Annotated in this window: 13 protein-coding genes and 1 pseudogene; 7 read left to right on the top strand and 7 right to left on the bottom strand. The window is 60.8% G+C overall.

What is annotated here, in order from left to right; genetic code table 11:
- The first annotated feature begins 644 nt into the window (after window positions 1-644).
- Window positions 645-1724, top strand: coding sequence for an MBL fold metallo-hydrolase (locus tag QA639_RS37320; RefSeq protein WP_283088615.1), 1080 nt, complete (start codon window positions 645-647; stop codon window positions 1722-1724).
- A 2056-nt stretch (window positions 1725-3780) separates the two neighbouring features.
- Here the strand turns inward: QA639_RS37320 and QA639_RS37315 are convergent.
- From QA639_RS37315 to QA639_RS37285, 7 genes are all read right to left on the bottom strand, one after another.
- A complete protein-coding gene (locus QA639_RS37315; protein ID WP_283088614.1) occupies window positions 3781-4041 on the bottom strand; it encodes a hypothetical protein in 261 nt (86 codons plus the stop codon).
- A 158-nt stretch (window positions 4042-4199) separates the two neighbouring features.
- The gene (gene hemN, locus QA639_RS37310) at window positions 4200-5552 is read right to left on the bottom strand and encodes an oxygen-independent coproporphyrinogen III oxidase (protein WP_283088613.1); all 1353 of its coding nucleotides are present in this window, start codon (window positions 5550-5552) and stop codon (window positions 4200-4202) included.
- A 55-nt stretch (window positions 5553-5607) separates the two neighbouring features.
- Window positions 5608-6285, bottom strand: a complete 678-nt coding sequence (locus tag QA639_RS37305; RefSeq protein ID WP_028332768.1) for a helix-turn-helix domain-containing protein — start codon at window positions 6283-6285, stop codon at window positions 5608-5610.
- A 189-nt stretch (window positions 6286-6474) separates the two neighbouring features.
- Window positions 6475-6633, bottom strand: a complete 159-nt coding sequence (locus QA639_RS37300) for a hypothetical protein (RefSeq protein WP_283088612.1) — start codon at window positions 6631-6633, stop codon at window positions 6475-6477.
- Between the two features lie 19 nt (window positions 6634-6652).
- A complete protein-coding gene (locus QA639_RS37295) occupies window positions 6653-7375 on the bottom strand; it encodes a CBS domain-containing protein (protein WP_283088611.1) in 723 nt (240 codons plus the stop codon).
- Window positions 7376-7437: 62 nt separating this feature from the next.
- Window positions 7438-7746, bottom strand: a complete 309-nt coding sequence (locus QA639_RS37290) for a c-type cytochrome (RefSeq protein WP_283090689.1) — start codon at window positions 7744-7746, stop codon at window positions 7438-7440.
- 62 nt (window positions 7747-7808) lie between these two features.
- Window positions 7809-8645, bottom strand: coding sequence for a universal stress protein (locus QA639_RS37285; protein WP_028332765.1), 837 nt, complete (start codon window positions 8643-8645; stop codon window positions 7809-7811).
- Window positions 8646-8808: 163 nt separating this feature from the next.
- On the opposite strand from QA639_RS37285, the gene phbB reads away from it, so the two are divergent.
- The 6 genes and pseudogenes from phbB (at window position 8809) to QA639_RS37255 (ending at window position 15142) form a co-directional block, all read left to right on the top strand.
- Window positions 8809-9534: an acetoacetyl-CoA reductase gene (phbB, locus tag QA639_RS37280; protein ID WP_283088610.1), complete on the top strand. Its 726-nt coding sequence runs from the start codon at window positions 8809-8811 to the stop codon at window positions 9532-9534.
- A 15-nt stretch (window positions 9535-9549) separates the two neighbouring features.
- Window positions 9550-10029 (top strand): CBS domain-containing protein, encoded by a 480-nt coding sequence (locus QA639_RS37275; RefSeq protein ID WP_283088609.1) that lies wholly within the window; start codon window positions 9550-9552, stop codon window positions 10027-10029.
- On the top strand, window positions 10026-10406 hold the full coding sequence (locus QA639_RS37270) for a hypothetical protein (RefSeq protein ID WP_283088608.1): 381 nt from the start codon (window positions 10026-10028) through the stop codon (window positions 10404-10406). The genes QA639_RS37275 and QA639_RS37270 overlap by 4 nt, the downstream gene beginning before the upstream one ends.
- A gap of 84 nt (window positions 10407-10490) precedes the next feature.
- Window positions 10491-12305: a PHA/PHB synthase family protein gene (locus QA639_RS37265; protein ID WP_428841117.1), complete on the top strand. Its 1815-nt coding sequence runs from the start codon at window positions 10491-10493 to the stop codon at window positions 12303-12305.
- 156 nt (window positions 12306-12461) lie between these two features.
- On the top strand, window positions 12462-12629 hold the full coding sequence (locus QA639_RS37260; protein WP_283088607.1) for a hypothetical protein: 168 nt from the start codon (window positions 12462-12464) through the stop codon (window positions 12627-12629).
- Window positions 12614-15142 (top strand): annotated as a pseudogene (locus QA639_RS37255) (cation-translocating P-type ATPase). Before QA639_RS37260 ends, QA639_RS37255 begins: the two are co-directional and overlap by 16 nt.
- Window positions 15143-15165 lie beyond the last annotated feature (23 nt).

Raw genomic sequence — 15165 nt, 5'->3', positions numbered from 1 at the left:
CTGGTTGCTGATCTCCTAACGACCCTGGTAAAATCGACATCGGTTTTCGGCGGACGGACGGGCCCGAATGGCGAGCCGATCAAGCCGGCGGGATCTGGCGGCAAGTCGTGAAGACAAGTCCGGCCTTGCTGCATTGCCACCGGTCACCGAGCGCAACACTGCTTGCGACGGGACAGGGTGCGGCCAATGCGAATAGGACGGCGGCCGGCGAGGGGGTGGCTGGTGTTTCGGAGCCATGGCGCATCTTCCCGCGGAATCAGACATGCGGGAAGTGGCTAGGAGTTGTCTCTAGGGCGGCGAGCCGCGCTATCGATTGGTCAATCGGCGCGTTCTCATAAATCTGAAACGACCACTTTCAGGAGCGAAGCAGACACGCAACCGACGTCAGGGATATCGCCTTGTAACCCGAACCGGACCGATGCGACTCGCCACACTTTCCCGCGCGGGATAGGATGCATCCAATCCTCGGTGTGCGGGCTGCCAGACGCTGGTGTGTTCGGCACTCCAACGCCTCCGCCTGGAGTGCGTTTCCGGCGTGATGCCTTGCGGCAGCAAAGGCCACGCAAAGGGAGGATTTGATCATGCAAATTTGCCAATGCAACGCAATTCATCGACGCGATGTAGTATGCGGCGGCGGTGCTGCCTTGTTCAGCGCCATCGTGGCGACGCTGATCGGCAGCGGAAAACCGGTACGCGCAGAAACGGTCGCCGGTAACGTTCCGGAGGTCGATCGTGTGGCAGTGCGCGTTCTCGTCGATAGCTACCAATTCGCTGTCGCGCCGAGCCGGAAGGTTTCCAATGTTGAGATTGAACACTTCGGCTGGGGCATCGGCGGTACCAAGCCGCCCGGCAAAACCTTGATCAGTGAGTTCGGACTGTCGATGCACGTCGAGACACGGCACGGCGGCGAAACACGACATGTCTTGGTCGATTTCGGCTTCACGCCAGACGCGCTCGTCAACAACGCCAATCTCGTAGGCATCGATCCGGCCGCGCTGGATGCCCTTGTCTTGAGCCACGGTCACTACGATCACTTTGGTGGTCTCGCCGGTTTCCTGAAACAAAACAACGGCAAGCTGAAAGCCAAGCTACCGATTTACGTCGGGGGCGAGGACGCATTCTGCTCCCGCGAATGGACGGCTCCGCCGGTGCGCGGCGACTTCGGAGCCTTGGATCGCAAGGCACTGGAAGGCGCCAATGTTGCGGTGACCTATGCGGAAGGGCCGGCACTGGTCGCCGATCACGGCTTCACCACGGGGCACATCGGTCAAACGAGCTTTGAGAAGCTGCTATCCCCCAGCGCCATGAAGATCGGCGTGGATCACGGCATTGGATGCTATGCCGACAAGCTTCCGGAGGACGAACGGACGAAGACTGTCATCCCGGACCAGTTCCGGCACGAGATCGCCACCGCATTCAATCTAAAAGGCCGTGGATTGATCGTGTTGACGTCTTGCAGCCATCGCGGGGTAATCAACGCAATCAAACAAGCCCAAGCAGCTTCGGGTATCAGCAAGGTTCATGCGGTGATCGGTGGGTTCCACCTCGCGCCCTACAAGGAGGACTATGTGCGCGAGACGATCACAGCGCTGAAGGCTATCGAAATCGACTACGTCATTCCTCTGCACTGCACTGGTGAGCCATTCTACGAAATGGCCAAGGCCGAGATGCCGAACAAGATCCTGCGCTCCTACACGGGCACACGTTTCGTCTTCGCCGTCTGAGCAAGAAGGACCCACGAAACGAATAGAAAGCGGCTTACCGGCCCGGTATTCGGCCTTGGCCGAGGAACGATCCGGGTGCGGGCTTGGCGACCATGCGAAAGCCTTTACAATCCGCGAGGGCATTACCGCGTGTGCCCCTTCGCGACATATTGCAGCGCTACGCGACCTCGGTCGCTTAACGGGGCATAGCTAAAGTTGAGGGACCCATGGCGACGTGCTGCCAGTTTTCATATTTTGCGACGAGCAAGCCATTCCGAGTTGTCTTGGGTTGCAATACAGCGCACGCGAAATTCGGATGATGACATGCCGTTCAGTCGGTCCGCCGCTGGGTCTAACTCTTCGCAACTGGCCTGCTCTACAGTTGCGATCTGACCGGCGACGAGCCAAGCTAAGATCGGAACTGAAGGGCCAATGAGTACGAGGAAGGCCAAGCCGAGAGTGCGAGACCAACGTTCAATACGGAGCCCTGTCCGGTACACCACGGCTATTCCGAAGCCGAAGCACGCGATCCAAACGGCAAACCAACAAGCAGAGATCATCCGTCTCTCCCCGCCCGAACAGTTTGTACAACGTTACGCTTGACACCCCACGTCACGCCAGAAGAGTTTACAAGGGTCGGTACACTTGACCAATTCTGGATAGTGCACTCAGCGACAACTCAGACCTCTGGTAATGTCCGCTGTCGTGCCGCTATCAGAGACACAACGGACCACATGAAAACGGCCGCCAACTGAGGCGGCATTTTTTGTCGAGCGGCCTCAGCAACCTTAGCGGGCCTGTGAGGAAGGCAGGCGCTGGCTGGCTCGCGGGAGGAGAATTATGATGGCAGCCCAAACAGGGTTGCTGGATCTCATCTTGCTTGCCTGCAGTACTCTGCAAGCTGTCGCTGGTTCAATGAACAAGCAGGATTCTTGTGACCCACACTACATCAGCGATCGACCGCCTGAGGTACGGCACTACATCGCCGCGATTTGCAAAGCGATACCCGCAGCATAGCATGATTTCGCAACCTATAACCCTCACGAAAAGCGCTGGTGGATAAATCTCGAATATCTTCGCTGCGAGGGCTTAAGCGAATTCCGACAATGGAAACCAGCGTCTCGATGGCGATTTCGTTGCGATAGGGGCGCAATATAAAATTCGTCAGCAAGCACTGCGCAGAATGCGGATACTGAAATCATCGCAGGAACACCGCGCTGGCAGATCTACATGAGACGACCCCAGCGCGCCTTGCGGGGCTGTGCGGTGCGCGCCGGAACCGTCGCCACGAGCGATCCCATAGTGGAGCGCGAGCTCAATCGTATCAGGAGCAAGCTGACGACGGGGCGCCCTCGCGGACTACCTCGTTTTGTTGGCACTATGGCTTTGGGCTTGGCGAAGGTGCGGGGGTGGGCGCTTGAGGCGCCGGCGGTGCTTGATCCAGAGAGGTGATTGGCTGATCCATCCTCGCATGAGGAATGCAGGTCCCGGCATTCGCAACTTTTCCGATCGCGCCCTCTCGAACCCGGCGGTAGTGGCGGCTGCGGCGCCTGTCGAGCTGGTCGTCGTCCATCATCGAGCGTCCGGTCAAAGCGCTGTAGGCGTTCGCATAGCGGTTCTGATCCGACAACACTCTGCTTTCGGCCATCGCCCTTTCTGCCGCGCGAACAGTTCGGATGGTGGCTCGTCCATGACCAAACCTCTGATCAGAGACCAGTACGCGGGTGACAGCGGTTGGTTCCAACGATCTCTACGCCGTTGGAGACGCGACCCAAGATGGGCACTCTTTATCTCGTGGAGACGGCTCTTGTGACTTACGGGCCTAGGAATATGTCCGGCGGGGCGATGCGAAGCAGCGCTGCTTGACTTCTCGATCAGGCTTGCTGCTTCCTGATTGCGAAGGCGTCGTCATAGACGCGATAAATTTGGTGTCTGTCGGCCATAGCCACGCTCCCTTGTGCAGGCGGGAGCGCGCTCGGTCTCTCGGTCACACCGACGCCCACGAACAGAGCCTTGGCCGGTGATGAAAAACAACTTACCACGCTGGTGAAGGGTCCAACAGAAATTGGCAAAGCTGTTACTTCTGGCCCAAGCGCTTGCTCCTTCTTGGGTCTATGGCATAGCGGTTTAAGCGCGACCACTTCATCGGCTTGAATTCTGCAATTAGGCGATCACCGTCCCACAGTTCGATCTGATTGTCGTTAGCGAGGGCTTTAGCGCTTTCCCTAGCGGCTGCTTCGTCGATGCAAAGCAAGTCGATGCGATTGGCAATGTGGCCATCGCGATCAACAATGTATGCGGCGAAGCTGCTCTCCCTGTTGGTGAGTTTGTATCTCATCGAAGTGTCCGACAGTATCGCGGCGCAGTTTGTGACCAGCGCCGCTGGGATTGCGACGCTCGTTCTGTTTGCGACATGCATGGCCTGGATCGGCAAACGAAGCCGCCAACATCCGAAACTGCTGTAGAGGGTGCGGACCGGGTCCCGCCGGTCGCAATCTAGACCGCTCGGCTATGCCGGGCCGTGGCGCGACCGAGGTAAGCGTCGAACGCCGAGGCGACGCTTCGGACCAGGAACTCCGCATCATCGTTGATCAGGAGCTGGTCACCTCTCATCGTCACCGCGCCGTCCGCGATCAGCCTGTCGAGCCGGGAACGGTCGACGACGGCCGAACCAGGATCCCAGCGGTGCCGGCGGCACATTCCCGGCAGGTCGACGGCCATGTCGCACATGATGCGCTCGATGATGTCGGCTCGGAAACGGTCCTCCGCTGTCAGCATGTAGCCCTTGACGGTGGCAAGCCGGTCCTCAGCAATGCGTGCAAGATAGTCGCGTGTCCCAACTGCGTTCTGCACGAAGCCCCGCGGCATGCGGCCGATTGCGCTGGCGCCGAGGCCTATCAGGGTCTCGGCAGAATCATCCGTGTAGCCCTGGAAGTTACGCCGCAGCCGGCCCTCGCGCTTTGCGATGGTCAGATTGTCGTCGGGGAGCGCGAAATGGTCGAGGCCGATGCTGATGTATCCGGCATCGATCAGCGCCTGCGCGACTGCTTCGGACTGACGATGGCGCTCGAGGCTATCCGGCAGTGACGCCTCGTCGATCATGCGCTGGTGCTTCTTGAAGGAGGGAATATGGGCGTATCCGAACACGGAAAGCCGGTCGGGCCGCAGCGCGACGCATGTGTCGACGGTATTCAGGCAGGAAGCGACAGTCTGAGCGGGCAGGCCGTAGAGCAGGTCGAAGTTGATGCGGCCGACGCCGGCACGGCGCAGCCGCTCGACCGCTTCCGCGGTCTGCTCAAGGCTCTGCGACCGATTGATGGCGTGCTGGACGACAGGATCGAAGCTCTGGACACCAAGGCTCGCACGGTTGACGCCGCTGTACCCCAATGCTTCCGCCATCGGCTCGGTCAGGGTGCGTGGATCGATCTCGACGGCGATTTCGGCGTCGGGCTTCACGAAAAACGAGTAGCGTAGCGAGCTGACGAGGTCGGCAAAGGTTTCGGGCGTCATGATCGTCGGGGTGCCGCCACCGAAATGGATGTGGGAGACGGGCAATCGCTGACCGACCGCTTCCGTAACGAGATGCGCTTCGGTGCGAAGGCCGGCGGCGTAAACGGCGACCGGTTCGTCGCGGCTGGTAATGGAAGTGTGGCACCCGCAGTACCAGCACATCGACCGGCAAAACGGCACGTGCAGGTAGATCGAGGCTGGCCGCCGAGCTGGAACTGACTTGAGCCATGCCCCGTAATCAACCTCGCTGACCGCCGCAGAAAAATGCGGAGCCGTGGGGTAGCTGGTGTAGCGCGGCAGCTTGTCCTGCCCATAGGTGATCGCCAGGTTCGACCGCATCCTATTCCTAGCCTCTCACTTGCGGCCGATTATCGAAGCCTGGCGCGCCCTTCGCTTACGCCGCCATGTTCCGGTTCGACATCGCGCGGTTGCGCAGTTCCACCCGACGCGAGGTCGGAAGGGAGATCACGCCGTTCTGCTCGAGCTGGGTAAAGGTGCGTGACACCGTTTCGATCGTCAGACCGAGATAGTCGGCGATATCCTGCCGCGACATCGGAAGCTCGATCGCCGCATTCTTGACGGCGCGGCGCGCCATGTCGTGGAGGAAGCCGACGACACGATCTTCAGCGCTGCAGATCAGCAGCATCAGATGCTCCTGAAAGCGACGCAGTTCCTGGGCCGTCGCATCCCAGAGTTGGCGTGCCAGATCCTTTTCGTGGGTCGCACGGACCATGAGCGCGGCGCGCTTGACCACGATGACCCGCGTCTCGGAGACGGCCTCGGCCGAGGAGATATGGGTCTCGCCGGCCTCGAATCCGAAAATATCCCCGGGCAGATAGAATGCGCCGATCTGGCGACGTCCGTCTTCCAGAATCTTGTAGGTTCGGACGGCGCCGGAAACGACCTGATAGAGGTATTCCGCGGCCTCGTCCTCGCCGTAAATTTCGCTGTTGCGGGCGAACCGCATCGGCGTCCCAATCATGCCGAAGGGCCCTTCAACGCGCGCCTGCCGGCTGAGGATGCTGGTCGGGTGACGGCTGTTCTCGAAAGAAATGGCGTTCTGGGTCTGCATGGCGACGCTCCATGAATGGGAAGATCGATGGAGGCAGATTGATCGCATCTCGTGGATCAGGAAATTTGGATATTTCCCCTAAGTAGAAGCCACTTACGTATTTGTACGTAGCTCCGGGGAGTGCAGGGCAATGAATGGTGGCCGCACGGCGAGACATCAGTGTCTCGGCGCGCGAGGCAAAAAGCGCTGCTAGGTCCCGTTCTTATCGGGATAGGCAGCGCGTGTGCTGGCTCGGTCCTGTTCCTGACGCCAGCGCGTCGTGTTGCGATCGGTCAAGGCGAGCACGAGCGCAAAGATCGCGAAGACGAGACAGACGGCTGAGACGACAAGCAGTGTACTCATTGCCATGTGCGGCTCCTCGATCTGATCAGCTAGCCGCCTTGACGTCTTCCGGCGATTCCACGTAGTAGCCGGAGTAGCCGTCGACGAAGCAGAGATGATCGTGGACTTCCCTGACGCCCGAGGTGTTCTCGGCGAGCACGATCGCGGCCTGACGAGCTCGTTCATCGAAGATCAGGCCGTGCAGATGCACGGCGCCGTTGCGTACCCAGACCTGGAAGCCGGCCGGCCGCCAGCCGGTGGCGTTGATTTCGCGCAGGATCCGTTCACGGATATGGCTGTCGTCGGCGGTCGGATCGGGAACTTCGCGCGCCAGCGATGCGACGGCCTGCAGGATGTCCGCCCGGGTGACGATTCCGACCATGGTCTTGCCGTTCACGACCGGCACCCGCTTCACGCCATGCTTGTGCATCAGATGCACGATCTCGTCGAGTGGTGTCTGCTCCTCGACGGTGATCGGGTTCGTCGCCATGACATCCTCGACCTTGCGGCCGCGTTCGTGCACGAAATCGGTCGCAGCGCGACCCACGCCGGTGAATAGCTCCAGCCATGCCGAGCGCTTGTGTCCTGTGCCGATCTCGCCGCGTTCCAGGAAATCTCCCTCGGACACCATACCCCTGAGCGTGCCGTCTTCGTCCATCACCGGCAGACCGCTGAGGTGGCATCGCAGCATGATGTTGGCCGCATCCAGGATCTTGGTGTGCGGACTGACGGCGATGATATGCTTGGTCATGATCTGATGCGCGCGCATGTCGGACCTCCGTGTTGAAGCCTGAACAATGAGGCTTTGTGCGATCCGCGCATTGACCTGGCTCAACGGTCCGTCTGGCCCCGCTCGAGAGATTTCAAGAACAGAATGAAGTCGCCCACCTGGTCCGGCTCGAAGCTGAACTGGGGCATGGTCGGATGGCCGGTGACGATTCCCTCCGCCAGCGATTCCTGCAGCATCTCGACTGGATAGTGTTCGTGCAATGTCCGGAACGGAGGTGCTATCCTCAGCGGGCTCGGGCTCACCCGATCGATAGCATGGCAGCGGGCGCAGTAGAGCTGCGCAAGGCGACGGCCTTGCTCTTGGTCCGCAGCGGCTGGAGTCAGCGCGGCGCAGATCGCGCTGATGCCCACGAAGCCACGAGCGATATGGCTCTGAAATGTCCCGGCTGGATGCTTCACAGTTCGGCTCGCGCTTAGTGAGACATCAGGACTGGGACGGTCATCGTGCGCAGCATGTCGCGCGTCACGCCGCCGAGCAGGGTTTCCTGCAGGCGGGAGTGGCCGTATCCGCCCATCACAAGAAGGTCAAGGCTTTCATCCGCCGCGATCGACAGTAGGATTGACTGAACCTCGGACTTGGACGCCGACAACGACGTGATCTTGGCCGGCAGACCGGCCCTTGCAAGATATCGGACCAAATGGTCGGTGGAGCTTTCCGAGGGGATTGGGTCAGGGCCATCAATGGTGATGACCACGAGAGCGTCGGCTGCGTGCAATAGGGGCATCGAGTCATGCAGCGCGCGGGCGGCAAGCCGGCTGCCATCCCAGCAGATCCCGATTCGCTTCGCCGAGAACGCGCCGTGGAACGTATAGGGCATGAACAGAACAGGACCCCCGGCCTGGAACAAGAGCTCGCGCGGGATCACATTGTCGTAGCTGTTATATTCGCCCAGCGGCTGCACCACCACGGTCAGGTCATGCAGTCGCGCGCTCGCGCAGATCATCTCCCGCGCATCGATGGGGAGCGCACCTACGGCGCGGGTCGCGTACGATATCCCCGCATTCCGTGCCTCGATATCGAAGATGCGCAGCGCAACCTCGGCGCGTTCGAGGGCCTGCTCATGTTCAGCCTCGAACAGGGAGGCGACCGCCGCACCGCCTTCAACGACGAACGGTACGCTAGCGGTCTCGTAGCCGATCGCCATTGCGTCGAGATGCGCACCGGTGCCGAGCGCGAGCGAAACCGATCCGTCGACCGCGGGACGTGGCGACAACTCCGTCGGAATATGCACCAGGATGTTCTTGAACATGGGCCGTTCTCCAAAGGGTTGGAAGAGCAAGTGCTATCAAAGCACCGGTCGAGGCGGAGCAATTTGATCTGCCTCATATGCGGTCGGGGATTCTGATTGAGCGAGATCAATTCATTGAGCGTGTACTTCGCGCAAATGTTGTACCCAGCTTGGAGGAGCCGGCATGGCGCGCGTCGCATTGGTTACGGGTGGAGGCAGAGGAATTGGCGCCGCGATTTCGCGTGCCCTCGCTGCCGCCGGATGCCGGGTTGCGGCCTGCTATGCTGGAAATGCGGGAGCCGCGTGGTCGTTTCAGGATCAGACCGAAATTCCCGTATTCCAGTGGGATGTCGCGAACTTTCAGGCCTGTGCAGCCGGCGTGCGCGAGGTGGAGGCGGCGCTGGGCCCGATCGACATCCTGGTCAATAACGCCGGTATCGTGCGCGACGCCACACTGCATCGAATGACCAAGCCGCAATGGGACGCGGTGATACGAACCGATCTCGATTCGCTATTCAACATGTGCCGACCCCTCATCGAGGGCATGCGGGCCCGCAAGTTCGGGCGGATCATCAACATTTCGTCGATCAATGGGCAGAAGGGCCAGATCGGCCAGACAAATTATGCCGCGGCGAAAGCCGCCGAGCTCGGCTTCACCCGTGCACTGGCGCTCGAAAGCGCGCGGTTCGGTATCACGGTCAATGCGATCTGCCCGGGCTACATCAACACCGAGATACTGGCCGCGGTGCCGGCCGATGTCATGCAGAATTCCATTCTGCCGCAGATCCCGGTCGGGCGGTTGGGGCAGCCGGAGGAGATTGCCCGTGCCGTCGCGTTTCTTGCTGCCGACGAAGCAGGGTTCATCACCGGATCGACGCTGTCGATCAATGGCGGCCAACACATGTGTTGAATAGGAGAGATGACAATGCTCGCCACCGATGTGATGCGCAGTTCGTTCGCGACGATCAAGCCGACTGCCACCGTGCTCGATGCCATCGAGCTGCTGCTTGAGACCGATCAGCGCGGCCTACCGGTGATCGACGACGCCGGCGACCTCGTCGGCATGGTTTCGGAGGGGGATTTCCTTCACCGCGATGAGCTTGACATCAGCCCGCCGTCAGGAAACTGGCTGGAGTCTCTGCTTGGCATTGCGGAGAATACACCTGAACGCGAACGCATGCGCACGCTGCAGGTCGGCTCGCTCATGAGTGGCTCGCCGATCACCGTCGATGCCGAGGCATCGATCGAGGACGTCGTCGCGCAGATGGATGTCTACAATGTCGCTCAGATTCCGGTGCTCGGCGCCGGAACCGTCGTTGGCATTGTCAGTCGCAGGGAGCTGCTTGCGGCATTGGCGCGCCGATTGAGAGAAGCAGAGAAAGAAAGCACCGGAGTTACTTCATGAGCGAGACGACCCTGCAGTCACATGCGCATGCTGTCGTTTGGATCGATCACCTTGTTGCGAAGGTTTTCGGCATCGGGTTGACAGGCGTCAGCACGACGGCCGTCCACGCGCATTTGGCGTCGCAGCATCTGCATCACAAGACGAATACGATCGGCGATGGCCGCGTCCCGGTCGACGCGACATTCCTCGCCCGGGTAGAGGAGGCCGTGAGCGGTTGCAGCGATTTGCTCGTCATCGGTCCGGGGATCGAGAAGGTTGAGCTGATGCAATATCTCACGGCGGAACGGCCCAACCTCAACCTGCACGTTGAGCCGAGCGATCATCCGACGGACGGCGAGATCGTGGCGCTGGGCCGGAAGCGGTTCCGCCTCGGCTAAGTAGGAGAGGCTGCGTCGGACCAATTGCCAGACGGAGAGACAGGGTGCGCCCGAGCCCATCCCGCTCGAGCAAGGAGACGAGCGATGACAGTCCAAGCGGTTCTCGACCAGCCCACATCTCCAGCTAACGACGATGTGACGGGGGCCAGTATGCCCGCTTCAGCAACGTTCGAAAGCAAGCCATTGACGGGTGCCGAATCGATCGACCAACTGGTTCATGCGACCATGGCGCGATGGACCGGCGGACTTTCACCGGCCAGCCTCGCGCTCGCTTTCGCCGACTGGCAACTCCATCTTGCGGCGTCACCCGGTAAACGGCTTCAGCTGGCGCTGAACGCAGTTGCTGAGGGCTCGCGCTTCGCGCGCATGGTGTCGACGCCGCATGCTGCCTGGCAGCCCTGGTTCATGGTCAAGCCACAGCCGGGTGACAACCGTTTTGCCGGCCAGGATTGGACATTGCCGGCCTTTAACGTCATAGCACAGGCGTTCCTGCTGGGAGAGCAATGGTGGCATTCGGCGACCAGCGGCCTGCGCGGCGTCTCGAAAGGAAATTCGGAAATTGTGGATTTCACTGTCCGCCAATGCCTCGATGTGGTGGCGCCGTCCAACTTTGCGTTCAGCAATCCAGAGGTGCTGCGGCGGGCGATGGATTCGGGTGGCGGCAACTTCGTGTCGGGCTGGCATAACTGGCTGGAAGATTGCCGCGACCTGCTGAGCGGCAAGCCCTCCGAGCCTCCGCCTTTCGTGGTCGGCAAGGATGTAGCCACGACCAAGGGGAAGGTCGTCTACCGCAATGAGCTGATCGAGCTCATTCAATACGCGCCCGCGACCACGGACGTCTGCCCGGAGCCAGTGCTCATCGTGCCAGCCTGGATCATGAAATATTACATTCTTGATCTCTCGCCCGAGAACTCGCTGGTGCGCTTCCTGGTCGAGCGCGGCTTCACCGTGTTCATGATCTCATGGCGAAATCCGGGGCCAGCCGATCGCGATCTTGGTCTCGAGGACTATCGCAAGCTTGGGGTCGACGCGGCCATCGACGTGATCAATCAGCTTGCCCCTGAACGCGCGATCCATGCGGCAGGCTACTGCCTCGGTGGCACCCTGCTAGGGATTGCCGCGGCCCGATTGCAAAGGGAGCGGCCTGATTGCCTCCGGTCGGTGACGCTGCTGGCGGCCCAGGTCGATTTTACCGATGCAGGCGAGCTGACGCTCTTCATCAATGAAAGCCAGATTGCGTTCCTGGAGGACATGATGCGGCAGCGCGGCGTGCTCGAGACGGCGCAGATGGCCGGTGCGTTCCAGTTGCTGCGGTCGAACGACATGATCTGGTCGCGCCTGGTCCGCGACTATCTCATGGGCGATCGCACCGCACCGAGTGACCTGATGTCATGGAACGCGGACGCGACCCGCATGCCCTACCGGATGCATTCGGACTATCTACGCAAGCTTTTTCTCAACAACGACCTTGCCGAGGGCCGGTATCTGGCGGACGAGCAGCCGATAGCACTTTCCGAACTTCGCGCGCCTATGTTTGTGGTGGGCACGGTCCGTGATCACGTCGCGCCCTGGCGGTCTGTTCACAAGATTCACTTGCTCGCGGATGCCGATATCGCCTTCGTGCTGGCGAGCGGCGGGCACAACGCCGGCATCGTTGCTCCGCTATCGGAGGAGGGGCACAGCTATCAGTTGTTGGAGAAGAAGGCGGATCAACACTATGTCGGCCCCGACGAGTGGCTGCGGAAGGCGGTGAATCGCGACGGATCCTGGTGGCTGGAGTGGGTTCGCTTTCTTACCGCGTATTCGGGAACCTGGGAGCCGTCGAGAACATCGCTTCATGGGCCCCAGAGGGGGCCGCCGCTCGATGATGCGCCAGGTCAGTATGTTCTCCAGCATTGATCTCGCGGGCACAAGCACTCAGGCAGTTTGATTTGCCGCAACTCCTCCCGCGGCGCGGACCCCTAGAGTAAATGCCGCACCAGCGAGATCGAGGATCGAGCTACGCCCCCCTTGGCTGGCGAGCTTTGAACAATGTTGGACCTCTAGGAGAGAGTCGTGAGCATCATCCTTCGCATCCTCTTCGTCCTCGTGGGATCTGTCACCGCGCTGTTCGTAGCGCGCGATTCCCTGAACTTTGACATCATCCAGACATTCGTGGCCATTCTGCTTGTCACCGCGCTTTTGCTGGGCGGAAGCTTCTGGAGCCTGTGGCGGAAGACGTGAGTGCCATAGACCTCATAGGACTGAGCGAAGCCGAAGCCACGACCCGGCTTCGGATCGAAGGGTACAATGAGCTTCCGAGTCCTGAGCGGCGCACTCCCGTACGCATCGTGCTGGAAGTGCTGCGCGAGCCGATGCTCGCGCTCCTTCTGTGCGGTGGACTGATCTACCTCCTGCTTGGTGATCTCAAGGAGGCACTGCTGCTCCTTGGCTTTGGCGCCATGTCGATCGTGATCACGATCGTGCAGGAGACACGGACCGAACGCGTGTTGGAAGCCTTGCGCGACCTGACCAGTCCGCGAGCCCTCGTGATGCGGGATGGGATACGTCGGCGTATCGCTCATTATCCTTGGCGACGGTGATCGCGTGCCAGCCGACGCTGTGCTCCTCGACGGTCATGATCTGCAGGTCGATGAGTCCCTGCTAACAGGCGAGTCTGTACCCGTTCGCAAGCAGGTGGTAGAGACGGACGCCGTGGCTGAGCATCGGCCGGGCGGCGACGATCAGCCGTTCGTGTATTCCGGCTCGCTCGTCGTGCGGGGCGAGGGCACCGCCCGAGTCACGGCCACCGGGCGGCAAAGTGAGATCGGAAAGATCGGAGTGTCGTTGGGTGCGCTGCAGGCGGAGCCGCCGCGGCTTCAACAGCAGACAGCGAGGCTGGTGCGGCTTTGCTTCTTCGGTGGCGCTGCGGTCAGCATTGTTGCTGTGCTGCTTTACGGGATGTTGCGCGGAGACTGGCTGCAGGCATTGCTCGGCGGCGTCGCAATCGGCATGCCATGCTGCCGGAAGAATTTGGTGTGGTGCTCACCGTGTTCATGGCCATGGGCGCGTGGCGCATTTCGAAAGTCCGCGTGCTGACGCGCCGGGCGGCCGCAATTGAGACGTTGGGCTCCGCCACGGTCTTATGCACAGACAAGACCGGTACTCTGACGCTGAATGAAATGTCAGTTGTAGAATTGCGGTTGCTCGATGGTGCATGCATGCGTCCCAAGTCTACGAATCCGGGTTGCATAGGGCCCGAATTCTCGAAGATGCTACGCTACGGCGTCCTTGCCAGCTCGCCTCAGCCATTGGATCCAATGGAGCGGGCATTGCACGCCCTTGCCGGCGACGCCTGGAAGGAAAACAGCGGACCGGATGCTCACCGGCAGCTGGTACGCACGTACGGACTCCGGCAAGAACTCCTGGCCATGACCCAGGTCTGGCGGTCATCCATTGCGGAGGAATGCGTCGTTGCAGCTAAAGGAGCGCCTGAGGCGATCGCGCGTCTCTGCCGGTTGAGTCGTGCAGACCAAGAATCGATGAGAAATGCCGTCGGCTTGATGGCGGAGCAAGGGCTCCGTGTGCTCGGGGTCGCGGCGGCCGTGCTTAAGGGCAGCCAGCTTCCTTGCTCGCAAGAAGCCTTCGCATTTCGCTTCCTCGGACTCGTCGGATTCGCCGATCCGCTTCGCTCCGGCGTGCCCGGTGCGGTGCGTGAATGCCGCTCAGCGGGAATTCGCGTCGCTATGATCACAGGCGATTATCCGGCAACCGCGACCGCAATTGCGAAGCAGGCGGGGCTAGATGTCCATGACGTGCTTACAGGGGATCAGATCAGGCTCATGGATGACCTGCAGCTTGCGGAGCACGTCAGGCGGGTGAACGTGTTTGCGCGCGTACTGCCGGAGCAGAAGCTCCGCATCGTGCAGGCGTTGAAGCAGAACGGCGAGATCGTTGCGATGACCGGCGATGGCGTCAACGACGCTCCATCCCTGAAAGCGGCCCACATCGGCATCGCGATGGGCGGGCGCGGAACGGACGTCGCGCGCGAGGCGTCCTCCATTGTGCTGCTTGACGACGATTTCAGCGCGATCATCTCGGCCATCCGCCTGGGTCGACGCATCTACGACAATCTGCGAAAGGCGATGGCTTTTATCTTCGCTGTCCACGTTCCAATCGCAGGGCTCGCCCTGCTTCCCCTGGCTTTCGGATTACCTTTGATTCTCGGCCCCGTTCACATCGCATTTCTGGAGCTGATCATCGATCCCGTTTGCTCACTCGTGTTCGAGGCCGAGCGCGAGGAGCGCGACATCATGGCTCGCCCATCCAGGCGGACCGACAGCGCTCTGTTTACTTGGGCGTTGGTTGGCTGGAGCCTTCTTCAAGGTGCCTTGATTTTTGCACTTGTCGCAATCCCGTTCGTCATCGCATTTCGTATTGGCATGCCTGCAGATGAGGCGAGAGCCTTGGCCTTCTTCGCCCTCATCGGATCGATTGTCGGTCTTGTCCTGGTCAATCGATCGTTCAGTGCCTCATTCCTGTCCGCTTTCTTGCGGCCAAATCCAGCGCTGGCCGCGATCCTGCTTTCGGTCGCAGGCACTCTCGTCACCGCGCTGCTCTGGCCTCCAGCATCTACCCTGTTTCGGTTCGGTCCTCTGCATCCGGGCGATCTGATGATCGCGCTCGGACCGGGAGTGGCGATGCTGGTAATCCTTGAACTGCTCAAGCCACTCTGGGGTCGGCGGCTGAGATCCTAGCCGGCGGAGACATCGAACTGTGC

The sequence above is a fragment of the Bradyrhizobium pachyrhizi genome (assembly GCF_029714545.1).
Taxonomy (GTDB): domain Bacteria; phylum Pseudomonadota; class Alphaproteobacteria; order Rhizobiales; family Xanthobacteraceae; genus Bradyrhizobium; species Bradyrhizobium pachyrhizi.
This window is presented reverse-complemented; position numbering and strand designations above follow the sequence as displayed.

Excerpts from the sequence above, each read along its gene's own strand:
- QA639_RS37295 (WP_283088611.1), bottom strand. The coding sequence starts at position 7,375 with ATGCGCGCGCATCAGATCATGACCAAGCATATCATCGCCGTCAGTCCG.
- QA639_RS37305 (WP_028332768.1), bottom strand. The coding sequence starts at position 6,285 with ATGCAGACCCAGAACGCCATTTCTTTCGAGAACAGCCGTCACCCGACC.
- QA639_RS37300 (WP_283088612.1), bottom strand. The coding sequence starts at position 6,633 with ATGGCAATGAGTACACTGCTTGTCGTCTCAGCCGTCTGTCTCGTCTTC.
- hemN (WP_283088613.1), bottom strand. The coding sequence starts at position 5,552 with ATGCGGTCGAACCTGGCGATCACCTATGGGCAGGACAAGCTGCCGCGC.
- QA639_RS37285 (WP_028332765.1), bottom strand. The coding sequence starts at position 8,645 with ATGTTCAAGAACATCCTGGTGCATATTCCGACGGAGTTGTCGCCACGT.
- QA639_RS37315 (WP_283088614.1), bottom strand. The coding sequence starts at position 4,041 with ATGAGATACAAACTCACCAACAGGGAGAGCAGCTTCGCCGCATACATT.
- QA639_RS37275 (WP_283088609.1), top strand. The coding sequence starts at position 9,550 with ATGCTCGCCACCGATGTGATGCGCAGTTCGTTCGCGACGATCAAGCCG.
- QA639_RS37270 (WP_283088608.1), top strand. The coding sequence starts at position 10,026 with ATGAGCGAGACGACCCTGCAGTCACATGCGCATGCTGTCGTTTGGATC.
- phbB (WP_283088610.1), top strand. The coding sequence starts at position 8,809 with ATGGCGCGCGTCGCATTGGTTACGGGTGGAGGCAGAGGAATTGGCGCC.
- QA639_RS37265 (WP_428841117.1), top strand. The coding sequence starts at position 10,491 with ATGACAGTCCAAGCGGTTCTCGACCAGCCCACATCTCCAGCTAACGAC.